This is a genomic window from Rhizobium sp. NFR07, from assembly GCF_900111905.1.
GTDB lineage: Bacteria > Pseudomonadota > Alphaproteobacteria > Rhizobiales > Rhizobiaceae > Neorhizobium.
Genome location: NZ_FOKM01000002.1, coordinates 212,401 through 234,605 on the forward strand (window position 1 = coordinate 212,401; position 22,205 = coordinate 234,605).

A 22,205-nucleotide genomic window follows, 5' to 3' on the forward strand; every position below is an offset into this window, starting at 1 on the left:
GCCTCACCGCAAGGAATTCTCCAGCCATGACCGACACCCCCCTTTCCGCCGCGCTTCAAGCGATGATCGACGCCCGCACGGCAAGGGCAGGCGTCGTGGGGCTTGGCTATGTCGGCCTGCCGCTCGCGATGGCCTTTGCCAGAGCCGGCTTCCCCGTTACCGGCTTCGATATCGATCCGTCGAAGATCGAGCATATCGAACACCGGGAGAGCTATATCGAGGCGGTGCCGGAAGATGTGCTGAAGACCGAATGCGAGGCCGGCCGCTTCTCGGCGACCTGCGATTTCGACAGGCTGAGCGAATGCGATATCATTGCGATCTGCGTGCCGACGCCACTCACCGCCCATCGCGACCCCGATCTATCCTATGTGGCGAAGACGGCGGAAGCGATTGCGAAGACCCTGCGACCGGGCCAGTTGATCGTTCTGGAATCGACTACCTATCCCGGCACGACGGACGAGATCGTCAAGCCGATCCTGGAAAAGACGGGTCTGAAGTCGGGCGTGGATTTCTTCCTCGGCTATTCGCCGGAACGGGAAGACCCGGGCAACCGCCAGTTCCAGACCGCCACCATCCCGAAGGTCGTTGCCGGTGACGGCGGAGCCGCCGCCGCCTTGATGCAGGCTTTCTACGGCGCGACCGTATCGGCCGTCGTGCCCGTCTCGACGACGGCGACCGCCGAAGCGGTGAAGCTGACGGAGAATATCTTCCGGGCGGTCAACATCGCTCTCGTCAACGAGTTGAAGCTCGTCTACGACGCCATGGGCATCGATGTATGGGAGGTCATCGACGCGGCCAAGTCCAAGCCCTTCGGTTACATGCCCTTTTATCCCGGCCCCGGATTGGGCGGTCATTGCATCCCGATCGACCCCTTCTACCTGACCTGGAAGTCTCGCGAATTCGAGGTGCCGACGCGGTTCATCGAATTGGCCGGCGAGATCAACACGGCCATGCCCCATCATATCGTGACGCGGCTGGCTGAAGCGCTCGACATCCGTTCCGGCAAGGCGCTCAGCCGCTCCAAGGTGCTGCTGATCGGTCTTGCCTACAAGAAGAACGTACCGGATATCCGCGAAAGCCCCTCGCTGCGGTTGATGGAGCTGATCGAGCGCCGCGGCGGAGCTGCTGCCTATTTCGACCCCTATGTGACGGAAATCCCGTCGACCCGCGAATATGCCGAACTCAAGGGCCGGCGTTCGCTCGCCTGGGATCTGGAGGCAATCAGGTCCTTCGATGCCGTGGTCATCGCGACGGATCATGACAATGTCGACTATGAGGCAATTGCCCGTATTGCCCCCGTGATCGTCGATACCCGCAACGTCTTTGCCCGAAAGGGCATCGAATCCAATGCCATCGTCAAAGCCTGAGGAACCGGAATTTTAATGAGCCGTCTCGATACATTTATCAGCCGCATGTCCGCCCAGCGCGATATCCTCAATCACGTTGCCCATGATCTGGGACTGCCACCCGAAGGCGCCATTCTGGAGGTGGGGCTCGGTAACGGCCGGACTTACAGCCATCTGCGTCAGCTCTTTCCCGATCGCAGGATTGTCGCCTTCGACAGGGCTCTCAACGCGCATCGCACCACTCTTCCGCAAGGTGATGACTTTGTCCTGGGAGAGATCAACGAGACAGGCAGGAATTTTGCCGGCAGCGAAGCCGCGCTGGTTCATGCAGACATAGGCACCGGCTATCCGGAGAGCGAGGCCGTTATCATGTCATGGTTGCCGCAGATCGTGGCCGATATGCTTCAATCGGGAGGCGTCGCGGTCAGTGGTTTGTCGCTGTCGCATCCGCAGCTGCAGGAATTGCAACGGCTTCCCACTGTCGAGGAAGGCCGCTACCACATGTACAGGAAGATTTGAGCCTGACGCGCCCTTTCAGGCCTTCTGCAGGGCGCGGACCTTGTCCAGCTCGGAAGAGGTGAGGCGCAGACGCTCGGCAAGCGCGCGGGTCACCTTCATGGTCATGCCGGGACAATCGTCCATGATCCGGAACAGATAGTCCTTGTTGATTTTCAGCGCTTCCACCGGCGATGCCGCCTGTACGGTGGAGCTGCGGGGACCGTCGCAGAGAATGGAAATGTCGCCGACGATCGAGTTGGCGCCGCGTTCGCTGACCTTCACCGGGCCGTCCTGGGTGCTGACCATGAATTCCACGGTGCCGCTCAGAATGAAATAGGCGAAATCGCCGCTCTCACCCTGGTTGAAAAGCCGCTGGCCGGACTTGAATGACACGCGTTCCGATGCAAATGCGAGGAGCTTGAGCTTGCACGTGTCGACCTCCGCAAAGTACGGAAGCTTCCGCAGCAGTTGGACTTCATCACATAGCAACATCGCTCTTACCGCCTTTCCCGTCGGATCGATCGCTAAGCCACCAAGGCCTTGAAGGTACCACTTTCCTGTTCAAGGGTCTCGTAGGACCCCTCCTCCAGTATAGCACCACTATCAAACATCACCACCCTATCAAACAGACGTGACAAAGAGATGTTTGACAAAACCCAGATTACAGCCGGATCATTCTCCTGTTGTCGCAGAAATGCAAGCACGTTCTGTACGATTTCTTCCTGGGCATGCCGCTCGAGGCCAGGAAGGGGCTTGTTGAACACGTAATAATCGGAGCGGCGCAGCAGTGCGCGGGCAAGATTAAGCTTGCGTCGCTGTATGGGCGTCAGACGCCGCCCGCCTGCACCAATATCGTAATCCAGGCCCGCTCTTACAAGCTGGTCGCTGAAGCCGAGCTCCTGCGAGACTTTCGATGCCAGTGCACGCAGCTCGGCAACGCCGTCGGCGTTGCGGTTGCTGAGCTTGCCGAACACGATATTCTCCCGCAGCGTCGCGACGGATACGTATTTGTCCGGATCGTAGCGCTCGACGAGGTCGCGCAGATGAGAAGGCAGCTCGGTGTAGAAGAGCTCCCTGGAGCCGACAATCTTGTCCTGCAACTCGGTCGTCAGGATACCGAGACGATAACGCGGTTCGACATATTCGAGCGTCAGACGGATGAACGCCTTGTCCGGGTCGGACAGGCGGAAGTTGGCGGGCTTCGGCTCGCTCCTGCGCTGCAGCAGGCTTTGGTAATAGGTGATGTCCTCGGCCGACAAGGATGTGACCTGCCGGAAGAACGGGTGGTCGGCGGGCAGCCCGCCGAAGATCTCGACGAGGTTCTTCGCTACTGTCCTGCCGATTTCCACGAATGTCCGTTGCAGCCCGACCTTGCGCAGCGCCGCGTAGAAATGTTCGCTGGAAAGAAGTTCGCTTTCCGCCGACAGCGTTTCGAGCGTCGCGCCGAACAGAAGGTTCTCGGCAACGGTAGCCTCCGAATTATAGGCATGGGGCTCGAATGGGACGACAAGCGTGTCCATTCCGAGCTCCTGCATGCGTTCTCTCAGGGCATGTCGCATCTCAACGACCCTTGCGGCGAATTTCGGATCTTCCTTGGGGTCAATGGTTGAATGGAGTGCAAGTTCCAAAATATCATCCGTGAGTTGCACGACGTCGAGTGCAGCGAGCAGGGACTTCTTCAGATCTTCCTTCGTGCCGCCGCCGAGTGCTGCGGAAGTGTAGTCCACCCAGCTGGCCCGGATATCGAGATGCGGATTGCCGGCTAGCTTGGCTTCGCGAACCTCCCAGAGCCGTTGCCGCGCATCCTTGCCGGTATATTCGATCTTGTTCACCGGCGCATGCTTGAGACCGTAGACGAGGTTGTCGAGCAACGTGCCGTGGAAGAAATAGCTGTCGGTCGAAACATAGGAAATATAGCGGCCCGTTACCGATTCCGGCAGTTCCCGGATGTCGGTCTCGCCGAGGCAGACCCGACCGCTTGATGGCCATGTCACACGACCCAGTGCCTCCGCCATGGCTTCGGCTCCGCGGCCGATATGATCGATCATCGCGACGGATTCGCCCCGTTCCACCTTCATGGTCACGTGGTCGACAACCTTTGCACCGCTGTCGTCGTTGACGGAGACGGCGGCGGCCTGGAGTGCTTCGCCCTTGGGGTGGCTGTTCTCACGCGTCAGTGCGTGCAGCCCGACGGGGATCATGTCCTCGATTTCGAAATTCTCGACCACCTGCTCGTATTTGACCTGCACGTCCTGGCGCGCCTGATCCCAATCGATCAGTTCCTTCAGCGGTCCCGGCAGGTCCTTGTAGGCATTGATGACGGCAACAAGCTGACCGACGTCGAGCGTGCCGCGCAGCGTCAGATATCCGCCGATGAGATAGAACAGGAAAGGCGTCAGCTGCGACAGGAAGTTGTTGAGGAACTTGACGAGGAACTTCCACTGGTAGAGGTCGTAGCGGATGCGGAAGATCTCACCAAGCCGGCTCGCAACATCCGCGCGCTCGTAGTTGGAGGTGTCGTAGGCATGGATGGTGCCGAGGCCTTCGACGACTTCGCTGACCTTGCCGGCGAGCCGACGGGCGGTGATTTGGCGCTGGCGGCCGAGCTCGATCAGCCGGCGACGCATCTTCGGGATGATGATCACCTGGATCGCCACCATGAATGCGGCGACCATGCCGAGCCAGAAGTTCTGCAGGATGATGAAGACGAGGGCGGCGAGTGCCTGCCCGCCGAGCAGTGCCGGCTGGACGAAGGCGTCGCCGGTAAACCCGCCGAAGGGCTCCACCTCGTCCTTGACCATGCTGGCGATTTCCGCGCCGTTCAGGCTCTTCACATAACGTGGCGGAAAGCGCAGGACGCGGTCGAAGAGCTCAAAGCGGATGCGCCGCAGCAGGCGTTCGCCGAGCCGGCCCTTGTAGGTATTGATATAATACTTGAACCCGCCATTGATGATGACCAGCAGCAGGAACACGCCGCTAAGGGCAACGAGCGTCTGCATGCGGTCGAGCGGGAAGCCGTCAAAGGCCAGGGGCTGGTCGATCAGCGGTATGTTGAAGGAGAAGTCCAGAAAGTTCTGGGTCGCATTCAGGTCCTCGAAGCCCTCACCCTGGATAGGGCCGTTAATGATCTGCTTGGGCAGATCGAAGGCCAGGAAGTAGGGTATCATCGATAACGCTACGATGAAGAGAATCCAGCTCTGCTGGGGGCGCGTATGCGTCCAGATGTAGCGTAGCAAAGTCTTCTGCATTAGACCTTCACCAAAGCGACAGCGTTATCAACTCCGTGTCGGATAAGCTGCATCCGGCAATGTATAGCGCGTCTTAAGGGTTTTAACGAGTATTCTTGATCGCAGTTCGCATTCCGTCATTTCCGGAAACGGAAAATCGGGCAGCGTTCTGCGGTCAGACAGTCAGTATGGCGGGGCTGCGTAGCCGGATGTCTGCCGTTCCATGAACGGGCGGCAAGGACCCGGTGCAGCCTGCCTGAGTCGCATTGATCGGCAATTTCGTGTCGAAGATGCGCCCGTTCAAGACAAGCGTCGAATTATTCCCTGCATGTTGCAGGTTCGCCCAGTCGGGATGCAATCGTAATGCATCAAAATCAGGGATCGCGGGTCAGAAGCCTCGGGATCATGGCGGTAAGGACGAGCGACATGATCGCCAGCGTGAACCAGGTCAGTGCGTAGACCAGGTGGCTGTTGCGGAATTGGACGACCGTCAGGCCGCCGACCGGCAGGCCGCCCGGATTAGCCGTCGCATCCGCGTCGACGAAATAGGGGGCGGCGTTGGAAATCCGCTTGTCTTCCGCAATTGCGACGACATCGCGGGAATACCAGTTGCCCTTGGCCGGGTCGTTGCTGCGAAGAAAGGCGCCGCCCGACTCGTTGAGACGAAGCAGGCCGCTGACGCTGACCTCGCCGCCGATCTGGCCTTCAGCGCGCGACTGTGGATCACGCCGATCCTGTGGAACGAAACCGCGATTGACGATGATGGTTGCGCCATCGGCCTGGGTGAGGGGGGTCAGAACCCAGAAGCCGGCACCGCGTTCGGTCACGGCCTGGACCAGTGTTTCGAGATTGTGGTCGAACGTGCCCTTGAGCGCGACATGCCGGTACTCGACGTCACTCGGCTGCAGGGAGTTCCATTCCGCCCTGGCCGGCGGAGCGACGGCCTCGGCGTGGACGCGGGCATCGACGCGGGCAATCAGGTTCAGCTTCCAGAACAGGCGCTGGATCTGCCATGAGCCGAGGGCGATGAAGACGAGAGCTGCAAAAAGCAGAAAAGCCCGCAATGCGAGGTGCGATTTTGCGGGCTTTTCCATTGTCTATAGGCCTTGTCAGTTAGTCCGTTTGCCTTGGAGCCGCGCTATGCGCGGCCCCGGGCTGCCTCAAGGCATGTTCTTCATCATCTCGGGCGACATCACCATCATGTTCGTATTCAGGTGATGCATGACCCAGAGCGAGCCGACCAGCGCGATGGCGACGATGACGATCGTGAAGATCAGCGCCATCATCGTCCAGCCGCCTTCCGAACGGGTGTTCATGTGAAGGAAGTAGATCATGTGGACGACGATCTGGACGACGCCGAGGATCATGATGGCGGAGACGGTTGCGACCTTGCTGTCGAGTACGTCGCCCATGACGAGCCAGAACGGGATGGCCGTCAGGATCACCGAGAGGACGAAGCCCGTCACGTAGCTCTTGAACGAGCCGTGACCGGCCTCATGGCCGTGGCTGTGGCCATGATGTGCTTCATGCGCATCTTCGTGCGAGGGGGATTTGGCGGTCATCCGACGACTCCCATGAGATAGACAACAGAGAAGACACCGATCCAGACGACGTCGAGGAAGTGCCAGAACATCGACAGGCACATCAGGCGACGGCGGTTTTCCGGGATCAGGCCGTGCATGGAAACCTGGACCATCAGTGTCACGAGCCAGATGATGCCGAAGGTGACGTGCAGGCCGTGGGTGCCGACCAGGGTGAAGAAGGCCGACAGGAATGCCGAACGCTGCGGACCGGCACCCTCGTGGATCAGGTGGTAGAACTCATAGAGTTCGAGACCCAGGAAGGCGAGGCCGAACAGGCCCGTGATGCCGAGCCAGAACAGTGTTTCCGCCTTGGCGTTGCGCTCCATCTGCAGCATCGCGAAACCGTAGGTGATCGACGAGAAGAGCAGCATCGCGGTGTTGATCGCGACGAGCTTCAGGTCGAACAGATCCGCCGGGGATGGGCCGGCCGCGTAATTGCGGCCGACGACGGCGTAGGTGGCGAACAGCATCGCGAAGATGAGGCAGTCGCTCATCAGATACAGCCAGAACCCGAGGTTCGTGCTGTTTTCTACGTGAGGCTCTTCGTCGACGTAGAATTGCGGGTTTTCCGCGGTTTGGGCTTCGATCTTGCTCATTGTTACACCTGCTTCGCCAGCAGTTCGGTGCGCCGGGTTTCCTCGGCTTCCACCGCTTCCGCGGGAATGTAGTAGTCACGCTTGTAGTTGAAGGTGTGGGCAATCGAGACCGCCACGATGGCGATGAACGACAGCGCAGCCAGCCACCACATGTACCAGATCAGACCGAAGGCGAGTGCAACGCTGAGACCCGAGAGGATGACGCCGGTGCCGGTGTTCTTCGGCATGTGGATCGGCTTGTAGCCTTCCAGCTTGCGGGCGTGACCGCGGTTCTTCATGTCGTACCAGCCGTCATGGTCGTAGACGATCGGCGTGAAGGCGAAGTTGTATTCCGGCGGCGGCGACGAGGTCGACCATTCCAGCGTACGGCCGTTCCACGGATCGCCCGTCTCGTCCTTCAGTTCTTCGCGCTTGAAGTAGCTGACGACGAGCTGGATGATAAAGGAGGCGATGCCGATCGCGATCATACCGGCGCCGACGGCGGCGATGATGAACCAGATCTGCAGCGACGGGTCTTCGAACTGCGACACGCGGCGGGTGACGCCCATCAGGCCGAGCACGTAGAGCGGCATGAAGGCGAAGTAGAAGCCGACGAACCAGAACCAGAAGCTCATCTTGCCCCAGAACGGGTCGAGCTTGTAGCCGAACGCCTTGGGGAACCAGTAGTTCACGCCGGCGAGAAGGCCGAACAGCACGCCGCCGATGATCACGTTGTGGAAGTGGGCGATCAGGAACAGCGAGTTGTGGAGCACGAAGTCGGCCGGCGGAACTGCGAGCATGACGCCGGTCATGCCGCCGATGACGAAGGTGATCATGAAGCCGATCGTCCACAGCATCGGAACGTCGTAACGAACGCGACCGCGATAGATGGTGAACAGCCAGTTGAAGATCTTCGCCCCTGTCGGGATCGAGATGATCATCGTGGTGATGCCGAAGAAGGCATTGACCGAGGCGCCCGAACCCATGGTGAAGAAGTGGTGCAGCCACACGAGGTAGGACAGGACCATGATCACGCAGGTGGCGTAGACCATCGAGGCATAGCCGAACAGGCGCTTGCCGGAGAAGGTCGCGACGACTTCGGAGAAGATGCCGAATGCCGGCAGGACCAGGATGTAGACTTCCGGGTGACCCCAGATCCAGATCAGGTTCACGTACATCATCGGGTTACCGCCGAGATCGTTCGTGAAGAAGTTCGTGCCGGCATAACGGTCGAGCGAAAGGAGTGCGAGCGTTGCCGTCAGGATCGGGAAGGAGGCGACGATCAGGATGTTGGTGCAGAGCGAGGTCCAGGTGAAGACGGGCATCTTCATGAAGGACATGCCGGGCGCACGCATCTTAACGATCGTGGCGATCAGGTTGATACCTGAAAGCGTCGTTCCCACGCCCGCGACCTGCAGGCCCCAGATATAATAGTCGACACCGACGCCGGGGCTGTAGTCCGCGCCGGAAAGCGGCGGGTATGCGAGCCAGCCGGTACGGGCGAATTCGCCGACGAAGAGCGAGATCATGATGATGATCGCGCCGGCAGTCGTCATCCAGAACGAGAAGTTGTTCAGGAACGGGAAGGAAACGTCGCGCGCGCCGATCTGCAACGGCACGACATAGTTCATGAAGCCCGTCACGAAGGGCATCGCGACGAAGAAGATCATGATCACGCCGTGGGCGGTGAAGACCTGGTCGTAGTGGTGCGGGTTAAGGTAACCCTCGTTGCCGTTGAAGGCAATGGCCTGCTGGATACGCATCATGATCGCATCCGCGAAGCCGCGCAGCAGCATCACGATCGCGAGGATGATGTACATGATGCCGATCTTCTTGTGGTCGATGCTGGTAATCCAGTCGTTCCACAACGGCGCCCACCACTTCATGTAGGTGATGAGGCCGAGCACGGCGATGCCGCCGAGCACAACGGCACAGAAGGTCACGACGAGGATCGGCTCGTGATAGGGGAAGGACTCGAGTGTCAACCGACCGAAGATAAACTTCAGGAGGTCAGGATTGGAAAACATGGGACAACCCGTTCATTGATGTCGTACGACGCAAAGCGCCAGGTTCAATTATTGAGCTGGGCCGGCGCGGCCCCTTCGCTGTCATGGTTCATGCCGGGCATCGAATGACCCTCATGTGCGGGCTGGCCGTTCTCCGGCTGCTCGCTGCGGGGCGGGACGCCGGAAGCCGGGACGGTTGCGCCCGGAGCGGCGCTGTGGCCGGTGCTCAGGTCAGCGTGGCGGTCATCGTGCGTCAGCCGCTCGACGTTCTCGTGGCTTTCAACGCCTGCACCGCCCATCATGTCGATGTGCATCATCTCGTCCATGCACATCTTGCCTTCGGCAACGCACATGTTGAGAACGCGGCGATAAAGGCCGTCTTCGACGGTGGCGTAGTAACGCACGGGCTCGCGCTCGCTCGGCTTTTCAAGCTTCAGATAGGCGTCGCGGTTGAGCGCGGTGCCATTCTGCTTCACGCGAGCAACCCAGCCATCGAAGCCTTCATTGTTCAGTGCGTGGAACTTGAAGCGCATGTGCGAGAAGCCGGCGCCCGAGTAGTTCGAGGACAGGCCGTCGAAGACGCCTTCCTTGTTGATCACGGCGTGAAGCTTCGTCTCCATGCCCGGCATGGTGTAGATCATGCCTGCCAGCGCCGGAACATAGAAGGAATTCATCACCGACGATGCCGTCAGCTTGAAGTTGATCGGGCGATCGACCGGGGCGGCCATCTCGTTGACCGTGGCAATGCCATATTCCGGGTAGAAGAAGAGCCACTTCCAGTCGAGTGCGACGACTTCGACTTCGAGAGGCTGGGTGTTTTCCGGGATAGAGCGCTCTGCATCGATGCGATCGAGCGGCCGATAGGGGTCGAGCTTGTGGGTGCTGACCCAGGTGATGGCACCGAGTGCGATGATGATCGCGAGAGGCGCTGCCCAGATCACCACTTCAAGACGGGTGGAATGATGCCATTCGGGATCATACTTGGCCGCCGTGTTCGACTGGCGATAGTGCCAGGCGAAATAGAGGGTGAGGAACAGCACCGGCACGATGATCAGCAGCATCAGAACCACTGATATGACGATGAGATCGGCCTGCTGCTGGGCGATATCGCCGGAAGGCGACATAACGACGAGGTCGCAGCCCGACATAAGCGGAAGGATCAGTAGGAGGGAAAGTTGGCAAAGACGCCGTAAAATTGGGGACATTGGTCTGCTCAAACTTGCTTTTTGTTCAGTTCGCCTATCGGAGCGCCAGCAGCTTCTCCATGAGGTGTATCGTCGCAGTGCAGCATTTTTGTTGGCATTGCAATGGAAGACTATGCCCCCACAAGAAATCGGATTTCGGGGCAAGGGCAATTTAACCTATTAATTCAGTCCTCGACAGATGCGCATTAGAAAATGCTAAAACTAGAGGCGAAAATCGGCGGCAGATCATCAAAAAAAACGTGAAGCCATATTTTGCATGTCGAAAGTCTTGATTGACAGCGCGGCCCGCCAACATTCTCATGATGCAGTGACGCGAAGGAGGACGTTAGTCATGGCAGAAGCAGTAATTCATCCGTCGTCGGCAGCGCTGGAGCGAGATGCCCGGCATATGCACGACGACAAGCCGGTATCGGCAGGTAACATCGCGATCGGCGTCATTATAGGACGAACATCCGAATTTTTCGATTTCTTCGTCTTCGGTCTCGGCTGTGTGCTTGTCTTCCCTCGGCTCTTCTTTCCCTTCGCGCCCGATCCGGTGACCGCGACGCTCTATTCTTTCGCCATCTTCTCGCTCGCCTTCCTGGCGCGCCCGGTCGGCTCCTTCGTCTTCATGTGGATCGACCGCAACTACGGGCGCGGCACGAAGCTGACGACGGCACTGCTGATCCTCGGCGGATCGACCGCCTCCATTGCCTTCCTTCCCGGCTACGAGTCGATCGGCATGTGGGCCATCGCGTTGCTGGCGCTGTTCCGGCTCGGCCAGGGATTTGCGCTCGGTGGCGCCTGGGACGGCCTTGCCTCGCTTCTGGCGATGAATGCGCCTCAGAACCGTCGCGGCTTCTATGCGATGATCCCGCAATTGGGTGCCCCTATTGGCTTTGCGCTCGCCAGCATCCTGTTCGGTTACTTCGTTTACAGCCTGTCGGATGCCGACTTCCTGAGCTGGGGCTGGCGTTATCCGTTCTTCGTCGCCTTTGCGATCAACGTCGTGGCGCTGTTCGCCCGTCTGCGCATCGTCGCCTCGCATGAATTCGGGGAAGCGCTTGAAAACCATGAGCTGGAAGCCAAGCCGATCACCGAGATGTTGCGCGTCCACGGCTTCGACGTCGTGATCGGTGCCTTTGCACCACTCGCGAGCTTTGCGATGTTCCACCTCGTGACGATCTTCCCGCTGAGCTGGGTAACGCTCTATGGAGGACAGTCACCCGCAGCCTTTCTGTTCGTGCAGGTGCTCGGCGCGCTCGTCGGTTTCGCCACCATCGTGCTGTCGGGCTTCCTCGCCGACCGCCTGGGACGGCGGCAGCAGCTTTTGATCGGTGCCGTCATCATCGCCATCTTCAGCTTCTCGGCGCCTTTCCTGCTCGACGCCGGTAGCACCGGCCAGGCGGCATTCATCATCCTCGGTTTTGCGATCCTCGGCCTGTCATTCGGCCAGGCCTCCGGTTCGGTCTCGTCGCGTTTCACGCAGGCCTACCGCTATACCGGTTCGGCTCTGACCTCCGACCTCGCCTGGCTGATCGGTGCCGGTTTTGCGCCGCTGGTGGCCCTGGGGCTGGCCAGCAATTTCGGCATCATCTTCATCGGCGGCTATCTGATCTCGGGCGCGATCTGCACGATTCTCGCTCTGGTTCTGAGCCGTACGATCGATACGGTAGACGTGCCGGCGAAACGCTAGGCACGGTTACCCCGCGGGGCGGCGTCAGCTGCCCCGCTATTTGTAATTTGTAATTATATTCCTTGCAGGATTAATCAAAAAGCCGTTCTATGGCCGACATGACGCGTGCCGCTTGGCACGCCGATTTGAATGCGAATGTTCTTTGAGAGGCGCCGGCTGACGCCGTATCGCTTCAAAGCTGGATGGTGCGGCCATCTTCACGAAGGATTTGGGTTTCATGCGAACCCGGGGAAGGGCAGGGAGAGATTCCGCGCCTTCGCTTGGCTCGCTTTGTTCAAGCACCTATTCGAGAGTTGATGAATGGGCGATACCGGCACGACCTCTGCCGAGCATCCGCAAAAAGATCTTGCACAGGATGCGTTGAAACGAAGCCGCGCCGGCTTTCTTGCCGTCGGTCTGGCGAGCGCGCTGATCAACGTGCTCTATCTGACCAGTTCATTCTTCATGCTTCAGATCTACGACCGGATCATTCCAAGCCGCAGTATTCCGTCGCTTGTCGCGCTCAGTCTCCTGGCGCTCATGCTCTATCTCTTCCAGGGTGCGTTCGAGATTGCGCGCGGCCGCATGCTGGCTCGCATATCCGGCATTTTCGACGAGGTGATGAGCAAGCGCGTGTTCAAGGCGGTTCTCAAGGCGCCGATAAAGTCGCGAGGAGTGGCGGGGACGACAGACGGCCTGGCGATGATGCGCGATTTCGATCAGGTCCGCACATTTCTGTCGAGCCCCGGCCCTGCCGCTTTCTTCGATCTGCCCTGGCTCCCTCTTTATGTCGGGATCTGCTTTCTCATTCATCCCGTCATCGGCTGGATCGCAATCGGCGGCGCCTTCATCCTGGTTGCGCTGACCTATTTGACGAACCGCAGCACGCAGAGTTCGACGCGACAGATCTACGAGATCGGCAATGAGCGCCATGACCGTCTCAACGCGGCCTATCGCAATGCGGAAGTGGTCGAGGCGATGGGCATGGGCGAGGATCTTGCCCGCTCCTGGGCCGGCGTCAACGACAGATACCGCTCGTCCTATCGGCGCAATTCCGACACCGCGAACGGCTATTCGACCGTCTCCAAGATCTTTCGCATCGCCCTCCAGTCCGGCGTACTGGCAGCCGGCGCCGTCCTGGTGATCGAGAACCAGGCCACAGGCGGCATCATCATTGCGGCGTCCATCCTGATATCGCGGGCGCTCGCGCCCGTGGAACAGGCGATCGCCAATTGGCGCGGCTTCGTCTCGACGCGGCAGTCCTGGGCTCGCCTCAGGCCGGCACTGGAAACTTTGAAGGAAGCACCGGATTCGCTGGCTCTCCCGGCTCCCAATCAGCGTCTCGCGGTCGATTCCGTTGCAAGCGGTCCTCCCGGCAGGCAGGAGATCCTCATCTCCAATGTCAGCTTCGTGGCTGAAGCAGGCAGCGCCGTCGGGGTCGTGGGGCCAAGCGCATCCGGAAAATCTTCGCTGGCGAGAGCATTGAGCGGCATCTGGCCGATCCATCGCGGCTCCGCGCGCATGGACGGTGCCACGCTTGACCAGTGGAGCGATATGGAACGCGGCAGGCATATCGGCTATCTGCCCCAGGACATCGAGCTGTTTGCGGGCTCGGTCGCGCAGAACATCGCGCGCTTCAGGGCGGACGCCAATGCCGAGACGATCATAGAGGCCGCCCGTGATGCCGGCGTCCACGAGCTGATCCTGAAATTGCCGAACGGCTACGAGACGGAAATCGGGCCGGGCGGCTCGATGCTCTCGGCGGGCCAGCGGCAGCGTATCGCGCTGGCCCGGGCGCTCTACGGCAATCCTTTTTTGGTTATCCTCGATGAACCGAATTCCAATCTCGACGCCGAAGGGGAAGTGGCGCTCAGCGAGGCCATCGTCAGCGTAAGAAAACGTGGTGGGATCGCGATCGTCGTGGCCCATCGGCCAAGCGCCCTGGCAAGCGTTGATCTGATCATGATGATGACGGAGGGCCGCATGGCCGCCTTCGGTCCGAGAGACGAGATCCTGCCCAGGATCATCCGTCGCGACGCGCCGCCGATGGCGCATGTCGCCGAGCCCCGTCCCGCCTCCCTGAAGGTGGTCCGCGAGAAAAAGGAGTAGAGGTCGTGACGGCCTTGCCATCCGAACGTTCCCTGCGCCGCCACATGCTGTTCGTCAGCGTGCTCGGCCTCTGCCTCCTCGGCGGCGTCGGCGGCTGGGCGGCCACAGCCACGCTCTCCAACGCCGTTGTCGGCGAGGGCACGGTCATCATCGACGAAAACGTCAAGAAAATTCAGCACCTGACCGGCGGTATCATCTCCGAATTGCGGGTGCGGGAGGGATCGCATGTGAAGGCCGGCGATGTCCTGCTGCGGCTGGACGGCACCATGGTCCGCGCCAATCTCGGCATCGTCGACAGCGCGCTGGCGCAGCTTTATGCCCGCCGCGCCAGGCTTCAGGCCGAGAGGCTGGGACAGGAGAGCTTTTCCGTCGCCGATCTGGCAGACAGCGGCATCGATGTGGAGGCGAACCGCAAGCTCGTCGATGGCGAGATCCAGTTCTTCACGACACGGAAATCCTCGATTGCGGGCATGAAGAAGCAGCTTGAGGAACGCCGGAGCCAGCTCACCGAAGAGATCGCCGGCAACACCTTGCAGATCCAGGCGACCGAGGAGGCAATCAAGTTGATCGACGAGGAGTTTCGCTCGATCAACTCGCTGTATCAGCAGCAGCTGACGACCATGCAGCGTGTCAACGCTCTGAAGCGCCAGCGTGTCGAACTCGACGGCAATCGCGGCGAGCGCATGTCGGCACGTGCTCAGGCCGAAGGCCGGATCAACGAGATCAATCTGCAGATCCTCCAGCTCGACGAGGATCGCCGCACGGAGAACGCCAAGGACCTGACCGACGTCGAGGCGAGGATCGCCGAGATGGCGGAGCGTCGCATCGCTGCCATCGACCAGTTGAGCCGGCTTGACCTTCGTGCCCCGATGGATGGCCGGATCTACCAGCTTGCGGTCCATACCGTCGGCGGCGTGGCGGATGCCCGCGAGCCGTTGATGCTGCTGGCGCCGGATTCGCGGGACCTGACGGTGGAAGCGAAGATCGCCTCCCGTAATATCGATCAGGTCCAGCCCGGCCAGTCAGTGGACATCCGTTTCAGCGCTTTCGATCAGCGCACGACGCCGGAGGTGACGGGCGAGGTCATATCGATGTCGCCGGATATCGTCGCCGACGAGCGTACCGGCGTCAGCTATTATCCGGTCCGGATCAAGCCTGATGCCGACAGCCTTTCCAGGCTCGGAAACCTGGCTCTTTATCCGGGCATGCCGGCGGACGTCTTCATAAAAGTCGCGGACCGCTCGGCCATCTCCTATTTCGTCAAGCCGTTCACCGACCAGCTGGCCCAGACGTTTCGCGAGGAATAGACACGCCTCAATGGGAGCCGGACGCTTCCTTCAGGTCCCGCTCCGCCCTCTCGATGGCGCTGGCATTCAGCACGCGGCGGGAAAGGGCGACCGCGACGGCACGGGTGCGCAGGTTGAACCAACCCTCGTTGCCATGGCCTGATGTCTCGTAGATGCCGAGCTTCTCGTAGAGCTGCTGCAGCCGGTTCTGGACGCTGCGAAGCGACAGGTGCTTGCGGTGGGCAATCGCCTTGTCGGTAAGCCCGAGCGCCACGTCGACCAGGATCTCGTATTCGACATCGGAAAGGCCGAGCGAATTGCCGAGGCTCTTCTGCTGGATGCCGCGCACCTCGCGGTCGATCACGCACTGGGATTCGATGAAGACGCTGCGCAGCGCAAGCTTCAGCCGCTCCTCGGAGGCCGATTTCAGCACATAGCCGTAGGTCGCCCCCTCGGGCACGATCCGCGCCACGCCGCGCACATAGGCCTCGTCGGAATAGTTCGACCAGAACAGGATCTTCGTATCCGGCCGTTCGCGCCAGATGGTGCGCGCCGCCTCGATGCCGTTGCGCTCATGCATCTGCAGGTCCATGACGACGTTTTCGATGCGGGCCGAGCGCGCCTGCACCTCGCCGCTCGCGCCGTTCTCCGCCTCGACCACATGGCCGCATTCCGGCAGTGCGGCGCGCACCGCCTCCTGAAGGAAGGATCGGTGCAAAGCGTCGTCCTCGACGATCAGAACATCCATCACACGGTCTCCGTAAGAGCTGGAAGATTGATCGGCAGCACCACGCGCACGCGTGTTCCGCCGCCGCTTACAGCTGCGAACGGCCTCTGACCGATCTCGAAACGGGCGGAAATCAGCCGGGCGCGGGTCTTCATGTTGTCGATCCCGTGTCCCGACCAGCCGTCGTTGCTGGCGCCCATGCCTCGGCCATTATCCTCGACCTCGATGTAAAGCGCATGATCCGCCTGCCCGAGCCGCACCATGATCCTGTCGGACTGCCCGTGGCGGATGGCATTGTTGATGGCTTCCTGAGCGATCCGGAATAAGGCGACGGATACGGTCGGGTCGAGGTCGCGCAGCGCCCCGCCGCTCTCGTCGGTCATCTGCCAGTCGATCGCCTGGCCGCTTTCACACACCGATCGCTCCAGATGCGTTTCGATCGCCTCGGCGACGCCGAAGAGTTGCAGCACCGTCGGCTTGGCTTCCTCGATGATCTGGCGAAGATCGTGCATGCATTGCTGCAGCGACCGGCAGAGCGGCTCCAGCGCATCCCCGGGCAGGGTCACGTCGTGCCGCAGCTTCTCCATGCGGCGGGTCAGCCGGGTGAGATCGGCCAGCGTCTGGTCGTGCAGGTCCATGCCGATCCGCTGCCGCTCGGCTTCCAGCGCCTCGGTGAGTTTTAGCGCGCCGAGGCGAAGTCCCTCCTCGCGGGCGCTCGCCTCGGTTTCGATCACGGCCGAGCGCTTTGCCTGCTCGGCCGCACGTAACGCGAAGAAATAGGGCGCCAGCAGATCAGCCACCGCCCGGGCGTTCTCGACATCCTCCACCGTGTAGCAGTCCGATTGCCGGCTGGAACAGCTGAGCGCGCCTATGACATTGCCCTGAACCCTCAATGGCACATGCAGGCGGCTGTGGAGCGAAAGCTCGATGATCGGGCTCGAAAAGGCACCGTCGAAGTGAAAGCGCGGATCGGAGCAGGCGTCGGCAGACAGAAGATAATCCACCTCTCCCGCCAGCAGCGTGCGGATAGGGCTTCCCGTCAGAAGCGCCGGCGGGTGTTTGCTCCAGGCGGTTTCCAGCCCGCTCTCATAGGCGATGTGATATTTCCCATCGACCATCTTGATGCATACATCCAGATGGTCGTGCGGAATGATGTGGCTGACTTCTTCTGCCACTGCCTTGATGATCGAATTGAAATCGAGCTGGCCCGCCAGCAGCCGGGAGATCCCGAGATAGCGGTCGAACAGCGCGTTGCGCGCCCGGTTGAGCATGCGAAGACCTCCTCCAAGTCCTCAAGGCTTCATCTAAGCGCTTCGTCTGCCTCGCTGTCCTGCGGGAACCCGCAGATCTTGCGCGGAAGCCCGCAGAAAGCGTGCTTGGATGCGCCTGTACAACATCTGAAATCTCCTCCATTCTCGATGTACTGAGCAAAAGGGGCTCAGGGCAATCATTATCTCCGGATCACCGTTGAGGAGCGGCCCGAAGATATGCAGGGAGCTTTTGGGAGGAAATCATGACCATCAGGACGATGCTCGCGGCATCCGTGGCACTCGCGTGCCTTGGCGGATCTGCGCTGGCCGATACGGCCGACAAGAAGATTGCGCTTTCGAACAATTATGCCGGCAATTCCTGGCGCCAGGCGATGCTGACCAGCTGGGACAAGATCACCAAGGAGGCCGTCTCCAAGGGCGTCGTCGCCGCTGCCGACCCATTCACCACGGCCGAGAACCAGGCGACCGAACAGGCCGCCCAGATCCAGAACATGATCCTGCAGGGCTATGATGCGATCGTCATCAATGCCGCCTCGCCGACGGCGCTGAACGGCGCGATCAAGGAAGCCTGCGATGCGGGCATCACGGTCGTCTCCTTCGACGGCATCGTCACCGAACCCTGTGCCTGGCGCATCGCCGTCGACTTCAAGGCGATGGGCGAGAGCCAGGTCGATTATCTCGCCAAGAAGCTGCCTAAGGGCGGCAACCTGCTCGAGATCCGCGGCCTTGCCGGCGTCTCAGTTGACGACGAGATCCATGCCGGCATCGAGGCGGGCGTGAAGAAAAACAGCCAGTTCAAGATCGTCGGCTCGGTCAACGGCGACTGGGCCCAGGACGTCGCCCAGCGCGCCGTCGCCGGCATCCTGCCGAGCCTGCCGGAAGTGGCGGCGGTCGTCACTCAGGGCGGCGATGGTTACGGCGCGGCCCAGGCATTCGCCGCCGCCAAGCGCCCGACGCCGACCATCGTCATGGGCAACCGCGAAGACGAGCTCGTCTGGTGGAAGAGCCAAAAGGACAAGGACGGCTACGAGACCATGTCGGTGTCGATCGCGCCCGGCGTGTCGACGCTCGCCTTCTGGGTGGCCCAGCAGATCCTCGATGGCAAGGAGGTCAAGAAAGACCTCGTCGTGCCCTTCCTCAGCATCGACCAGGCCAACCTGGAAGAGAACCTGAAGAACACTGAAAAGGGTGGCGTGGCGAATGTCGAATATTCGCTGGAAGACGCCCAGAAGGTGATCGCCGCCAAGTGACGGCGCCTCCCGAGTGCCGGAACGCAGGTCCCCAACCCCTGCGTTCCGGCATGTTTTTCAGCTCACCATTCAACTCGACAGCGATTGCATGACCGAAACCTTGAAGCGACAAGAGGTGGTGGCCGCGCGCGGCATCCGGGTGACCTTCGGTGCCGTCAAGGCGCTCGACGGCGCCGACCTCGTCATCCATGCCGGCGAATGCGTCGGGCTGGTCGGCCATAACGGCGCCGGCAAGTCCACCATCGTCAATGTCATCAATGGAGGCTTGAGCCCGCACGAGGGCTCGCTCACCTATTGCGACAGCGAGGGCCACGGCATTTCGGCCGCCCGCGCCAGCGGCGTCCGCTGCGTCTTCCAGGAACTGTCGCTCTGCCCCAACCTGACGGTCGGCGAGAATGCCCGCATCATGCATGCGGAGCTGAAGGGCTGGAACTGGCGCGGCCGCGCGCTCGAACTGGTGGAGGCGCAGCTCGCCCAGATCTTCCCCGGTCATGCGATCGATTGCGACAGTTCTGTCGACGACCTGTCGATCGCCGAACGGCAGATGGTCGAGATCGCCATCAGCTTTGCCGGCATCGAAGCCCCGCCGAAACTCGTCATTCTCGACGAACCGACTTCCTCGCTCGATGCGGGACAGGCTGCGCAGCTCATGGCCTATATCCTCAGTTTCGTGGCGCAGGGCGGCTCGGTCCTGCTGATCTCCCATATCCTCGGCGAAATTCTCTCCACCTCGGACCGCATCGTGGTGATGAAGGACGGCCGCGTGGTCGCCGATCGCGGCGCCAGGGAGTTCACCACTCGCAGCCTCGTCGAGGCCATGGGCAATGTCGTGCGTGAGCAGGAATTTTCGCGCGCGACTGCTGCAAGAAGCGGCCAGCCGGTCCTGTCCATGCCGCCCCGGCGCGGCAACGGTCTCGCCTTCGAGGCCTGGCGCGGCGAGATGATCGGGCTTGCCGGCCTCGGCGGCCATGGCCAGACCGAGGCGCTGCTCGACCTCTATCTCGATCGCAACAGCAACTGGTGGCCAACGAGAAGGCGCGAGATCGCCTTCGTCGCCGGTGACCGCAGCCTCAACGGCACCTTCCCGCTGTGGAGCATCCTCAAAAACCTGTCCATCGCCTCGCTCAGTCAGCTGTCGACGAACCGCATGGTCGATCGGGCACGAGAGGAAACGCTCGGCGCAAGCTGGAAGAAGCGGATCGAGATTCGCACGCCTGACATGGAAAACCGCATCCTGTCGCTCTCCGGCGGCAACCAGCAGAAGGTGCTTTTCGCCCGCGCGCTCGCAACCACCGCCGGCACGGTGCTGATGGACGACCCGATGCGGGGCGTCGATATCGGCACCAAGCAGGAAGTCTACGAGATCCTCCGCTCGGAAGCGGCCAATGGCCGGACCTTCGTCTGGTATTCGACAGAGATGGACGAGATCCGCCTCTGCGACCGGGTCTATGTTTTTCGCGAAGGCGCCATCGTCGCCGAACTCACCGGAGACGATATCAGCGAAAAGAACGTGCTTGCAGCTTCCTTCAGCGAAGGAGAGGCGGCATGAAGCTTTCCTCCGGCACGGTCCGCCTGATCATTCCGGCAGCCTCGCTTGTCCTGCTGCTCGCCGCCGTCTTCTACATGCAGCCGCGCGCCATGAGCTATACGGGGCTGAACCTGCTGTTCAATCTTGCGGTGCCGATCGCGCTCGCCACGATCGCGCAGATGCTGATCATGTCGGTCAACGATCTCGACCTGTCTATGGGCACCTTTGTCAGCTTCTGCGCCTGTGTCACCGCCACTTTCCTGCAGGCCCAGCCGGCGCTCGGCATCCTGATCTTCCTCGGCGCGATAGCCGCCTATGCCGTCATCGGCGTCGTCATTCACCTGCGCGAACTGCCGTCGATCGTCGTGACGCTCGGCATGAGCTTCGTCTGGGGCGGGTTGGCGGTTCTGCTGTTGCCGTCGCCGGGCGGCACGGCGCCCACATGGGCGCGCTGGCTGATGACGGCCAAGCCGCCGCTCGTGCCGATGGCGATCGTCGCCAGCGTGCTGATCGCGGCCGTCACCCACTACATCGTCATGCGCTCGTCCTTCGGCGTCCTGATGCGCGGCGTCGGCGGCAATGACCGTTCGGTAGAACGCGCCGGCTGGTCGGTGATCGGCATCCGCGCAGGCAGTTACGCGCTGGCTGGTGTCTTTGCGGTGCTCGCCGGCATCGCGCTGGTCGGGCTCACTACCTCCGCCGATGCCAATATCGCGCTTCGTTACACGCTTCTGTCGATCGCCGGCGTCATTCTCGGCGGCGGCCAGTTCGTTGGCGGCAAGGTTTCGCCAATCGGTGCGGTGATCGGCGCGCTGACGCTGACACTTGCCGGTTCCTTCCTGTCCTTCATGCGCATTTCGCCGGACTGGCAGATCGGCGCCCAGGGCGCCATCCTGATCGTCGTCCTCGCCCTGCGCCTAGCCCTCAACCGGCTGGAAAAGCGGGAGAAGAGCCAATGACCCTGCATCGGTTTCTGATGGCAAAACCATGGATCTGGTCCTTTGCCGCAACCATTGTCGTCTGGGTCGTCACCGTGCTCTTCACCGGCGGCGCCAGCTCCTTTGGCCTCTCGCAGGCTGCACTTACCTTCGCCGCTTTCTCCGTCATCGTCGGCATCGGCCAGATGTTCGTCATCACGCTCGGACCCGGCAATATCGATCTCTCCGTGCCGGCGACGATGACGCTCTCCGGCACGCTGGCGCTGAAGTTGATGGATGTGCAGGACGGCATGATCGCAGTCGGGCTCATCGCCTCGATCGGCATCGGCCTCGTGATCGGGCTTGGCAACTATATTCTGATCAAGCTCCTGCGCATCCCGCCGATCATCGCCACCCTGTCGATGAGCTTCATCGTCCAGTCGGTGGCGATCTGGAGCAATCGCGGCCTGCGCATCAAGCCGCCGGAGGTGCTGGCGAATTTTGCCACGTCCGGCCTCTTCGGCATACCCAACATCGCACTCGTAGCGCTGGTGCTTTCGGTGCTCGCCTGGGTGCTGCTCGAAAAGTCGATCTACGGCCGCTGGATCTCGGCAATCGGCCAGAGCACGTTTGCGGCCCGCATGACCGGAATTCCGGTCGATGGCACGCGGCTCGTAACCTACATGCTCTGCGCCGTGCTCGCCTCCGTCTGCGGCTATCTTCTCGCCAGCTTCTCCGGCGGCGCGGCCCTCAACATGGGATCGGAATACCTGCTGATGTCGATCGCCGTCGTCGTCATCGGCGGCACGGCGGTAGCGGGCGGCAATTCCAACATACCGGGCATATGGGGCGCTTCCCTCTTCATGTTCCTCGTGGTGTCGATGCTCAACACCTACGGCTTCGGTGCCGGTTTCCGCCTCATCCTGACCGGCCTCATCATCATCGCGGTCATTCTGCTCGCCGGCGGCCGGCAATCCCTCCGCTGACCGCCGATCGTCGAAACAACCTCAACCGGACGCAATG

The 22,205-nt window shown here is 61.2% G+C and carries 18 protein-coding genes; 9 read left to right on the top strand and 9 right to left on the bottom strand.

The annotated features are described in order from the left end of the window. The first annotated feature begins 26 nt into the window (after window positions 1-26). Both BM216_RS04610 and BM216_RS04615 read left to right on the top strand, forming a co-directional pair. On the top strand, window positions 27-1,367 hold the full coding sequence (locus BM216_RS04610) for a nucleotide sugar dehydrogenase (RefSeq protein ID WP_092995711.1): 1,341 nt from the start codon (window positions 27-29) through the stop codon (window positions 1,365-1,367). Between the two features lie 15 nt (window positions 1,368-1,382). Beyond that, entirely contained in the window at window positions 1,383-1,865 is a 483-nt protein-coding gene (locus BM216_RS04615) for a class I SAM-dependent methyltransferase (protein WP_092995714.1), read from the top strand. A gap of 15 nt (window positions 1,866-1,880) precedes the next feature. On the opposite strand, the gene BM216_RS04620 is transcribed toward BM216_RS04615, so the two are convergent. The 7 genes from BM216_RS04620 to cyoA form a co-directional block, all read right to left on the bottom strand. After that, window positions 1,881-2,237 carry a Crp/Fnr family transcriptional regulator gene (locus BM216_RS04620; protein ID WP_348271993.1) on the bottom strand — a complete coding sequence of 119 codons (357 nt, stop codon included), beginning with the start codon at window positions 2,235-2,237 and terminating at the stop codon, window positions 1,881-1,883. A gap of 131 nt (window positions 2,238-2,368) precedes the next feature. After that, a complete protein-coding gene (locus tag BM216_RS04625) occupies window positions 2,369-5,092 on the bottom strand; it encodes an ABC transporter transmembrane domain-containing protein (protein WP_092995720.1) in 2,724 nt (907 codons plus the stop codon). A 353-nt stretch (window positions 5,093-5,445) separates the two neighbouring features. After that, on the bottom strand, window positions 5,446-6,165 hold the full coding sequence (locus BM216_RS04630; RefSeq protein ID WP_092995723.1) for an SURF1 family protein: 720 nt from the start codon (window positions 6,163-6,165) through the stop codon (window positions 5,446-5,448). A 66-nt stretch (window positions 6,166-6,231) separates the two neighbouring features. Next, window positions 6,232-6,633 (bottom strand): cytochrome o ubiquinol oxidase subunit IV, encoded by a 402-nt coding sequence (gene cyoD, locus BM216_RS04635; protein ID WP_092995726.1) that lies wholly within the window; start codon window positions 6,631-6,633, stop codon window positions 6,232-6,234. After that, window positions 6,630-7,250, bottom strand: a complete 621-nt coding sequence (gene cyoC / locus BM216_RS04640) for a cytochrome o ubiquinol oxidase subunit III (RefSeq protein WP_092995730.1) — start codon at window positions 7,248-7,250, stop codon at window positions 6,630-6,632. Before cyoC ends, cyoD begins: the two co-directional genes overlap by 4 nt. A gap of 2 nt (window positions 7,251-7,252) precedes the next feature. Beyond that, window positions 7,253-9,256, bottom strand: a complete 2,004-nt coding sequence (cyoB, locus tag BM216_RS04645; RefSeq protein WP_092995733.1) for a cytochrome o ubiquinol oxidase subunit I — start codon at window positions 9,254-9,256, stop codon at window positions 7,253-7,255. Window positions 9,257-9,300: 44 nt separating this feature from the next. After that, the gene (gene cyoA, locus BM216_RS04650; protein WP_092995736.1) at window positions 9,301-10,440 is read right to left on the bottom strand and encodes a ubiquinol oxidase subunit II; all 1,140 of its coding nucleotides are present in this window, start codon (window positions 10,438-10,440) and stop codon (window positions 9,301-9,303) included. A gap of 331 nt (window positions 10,441-10,771) precedes the next feature. Between cyoA and BM216_RS04655 the strand changes: the two genes are divergently transcribed. From BM216_RS04655 to BM216_RS04665, 3 genes are all read left to right on the top strand, one after another. Continuing rightward, on the top strand, window positions 10,772-12,115 hold the full coding sequence (locus BM216_RS04655) for an MFS transporter (protein WP_092995739.1): 1,344 nt from the start codon (window positions 10,772-10,774) through the stop codon (window positions 12,113-12,115). Window positions 12,116-12,415: 300 nt separating this feature from the next. Then, on the top strand, window positions 12,416-14,203 hold the full coding sequence (locus tag BM216_RS04660) for a type I secretion system permease/ATPase (protein ID WP_092995742.1): 1,788 nt from the start codon (window positions 12,416-12,418) through the stop codon (window positions 14,201-14,203). A gap of 44 nt (window positions 14,204-14,247) precedes the next feature. Next, the gene (locus BM216_RS04665) at window positions 14,248-15,510 is read left to right on the top strand and encodes an HlyD family type I secretion periplasmic adaptor subunit (protein ID WP_092996925.1); all 1,263 of its coding nucleotides are present in this window, start codon (window positions 14,248-14,250) and stop codon (window positions 15,508-15,510) included. A gap of 7 nt (window positions 15,511-15,517) precedes the next feature. Here BM216_RS04665 and BM216_RS04670 read toward each other — a convergent pair whose 3' ends face one another. Both BM216_RS04670 and BM216_RS04675 read right to left on the bottom strand, forming a co-directional pair. Then, the gene (locus BM216_RS04670) at window positions 15,518-16,237 is read right to left on the bottom strand and encodes a response regulator transcription factor (RefSeq protein ID WP_092995745.1); all 720 of its coding nucleotides are present in this window, start codon (window positions 16,235-16,237) and stop codon (window positions 15,518-15,520) included. Next, on the bottom strand, window positions 16,237-17,487 hold the full coding sequence (locus tag BM216_RS04675; RefSeq protein WP_092995747.1) for a GAF domain-containing sensor histidine kinase: 1,251 nt from the start codon (window positions 17,485-17,487) through the stop codon (window positions 16,237-16,239). Before BM216_RS04675 ends, BM216_RS04670 begins: the two co-directional genes overlap by 1 nt. Before the next feature lie 242 nt (window positions 17,488-17,729). On the opposite strand from BM216_RS04675, the gene BM216_RS04680 reads away from it, so the two are divergent. The 4 genes from BM216_RS04680 (at window position 17,730) to BM216_RS04695 (ending at window position 22,168) form a co-directional block, all read left to right on the top strand. Continuing rightward, window positions 17,730-18,737 carry an ABC transporter substrate-binding protein gene (locus BM216_RS04680; protein ID WP_092995750.1) on the top strand — a complete coding sequence of 336 codons (1,008 nt, stop codon included), beginning with the start codon at window positions 17,730-17,732 and terminating at the stop codon, window positions 18,735-18,737. An 88-nt stretch (window positions 18,738-18,825) separates the two neighbouring features. Continuing rightward, window positions 18,826-20,286, top strand: a complete 1,461-nt coding sequence (locus BM216_RS04685) for an ATP-binding cassette domain-containing protein (protein ID WP_092995753.1) — start codon at window positions 18,826-18,828, stop codon at window positions 20,284-20,286. After that, window positions 20,283-21,224, top strand: coding sequence for an ABC transporter permease (locus BM216_RS04690; RefSeq protein WP_092995756.1), 942 nt, complete (start codon window positions 20,283-20,285; stop codon window positions 21,222-21,224). The genes BM216_RS04685 and BM216_RS04690 overlap by 4 nt, the downstream gene beginning before the upstream one ends. Further along, window positions 21,221-22,168, top strand: coding sequence for an ABC transporter permease (locus BM216_RS04695; RefSeq protein ID WP_092995759.1), 948 nt, complete (start codon window positions 21,221-21,223; stop codon window positions 22,166-22,168). Before BM216_RS04690 ends, BM216_RS04695 begins: the two co-directional genes overlap by 4 nt. The last annotated feature ends 37 nt before the right edge of the window (window positions 22,169-22,205 follow it).

Coding starts and splice junctions, on each gene's coding strand:
- BM216_RS04610 (WP_092995711.1), top strand. CDS start 27: ATGACCGACACCCCCCTTTCCGCCGCGCTTCAAGCGATGATCGACGCC.
- BM216_RS04615 (WP_092995714.1), top strand. CDS start 1,383: ATGAGCCGTCTCGATACATTTATCAGCCGCATGTCCGCCCAGCGCGAT.
- BM216_RS04625 (WP_092995720.1), bottom strand. CDS start 5,092: ATGCAGAAGACTTTGCTACGCTACATCTGGACGCATACGCGCCCCCAG.
- BM216_RS04630 (WP_092995723.1), bottom strand. CDS start 6,165: ATGGAAAAGCCCGCAAAATCGCACCTCGCATTGCGGGCTTTTCTGCTT.
- cyoD (WP_092995726.1), bottom strand. CDS start 6,633: ATGACCGCCAAATCCCCCTCGCACGAAGATGCGCATGAAGCACATCAT.
- cyoC (WP_092995730.1), bottom strand. CDS start 7,250: ATGAGCAAGATCGAAGCCCAAACCGCGGAAAACCCGCAATTCTACGTC.
- cyoB (WP_092995733.1), bottom strand. CDS start 9,256: ATGTTTTCCAATCCTGACCTCCTGAAGTTTATCTTCGGTCGGTTGACA.
- cyoA (WP_092995736.1), bottom strand. CDS start 10,440: ATGTCCCCAATTTTACGGCGTCTTTGCCAACTTTCCCTCCTACTGATC.
- BM216_RS04655 (WP_092995739.1), top strand. CDS start 10,772: ATGGCAGAAGCAGTAATTCATCCGTCGTCGGCAGCGCTGGAGCGAGAT.
- BM216_RS04660 (WP_092995742.1), top strand. CDS start 12,416: ATGGGCGATACCGGCACGACCTCTGCCGAGCATCCGCAAAAAGATCTT.
- BM216_RS04665 (WP_092996925.1), top strand. CDS start 14,248: ATGCTGTTCGTCAGCGTGCTCGGCCTCTGCCTCCTCGGCGGCGTCGGC.
- BM216_RS04670 (WP_092995745.1), bottom strand. CDS start 16,237: ATGGATGTTCTGATCGTCGAGGACGACGCTTTGCACCGATCCTTCCTT.
- BM216_RS04675 (WP_092995747.1), bottom strand. CDS start 17,487: ATGCTCAACCGGGCGCGCAACGCGCTGTTCGACCGCTATCTCGGGATC.
- BM216_RS04680 (WP_092995750.1), top strand. CDS start 17,730: ATGACCATCAGGACGATGCTCGCGGCATCCGTGGCACTCGCGTGCCTT.
- BM216_RS04685 (WP_092995753.1), top strand. CDS start 18,826: ATGACCGAAACCTTGAAGCGACAAGAGGTGGTGGCCGCGCGCGGCATC.
- BM216_RS04690 (WP_092995756.1), top strand. CDS start 20,283: ATGAAGCTTTCCTCCGGCACGGTCCGCCTGATCATTCCGGCAGCCTCG.
- BM216_RS04695 (WP_092995759.1), top strand. CDS start 21,221: ATGACCCTGCATCGGTTTCTGATGGCAAAACCATGGATCTGGTCCTTT.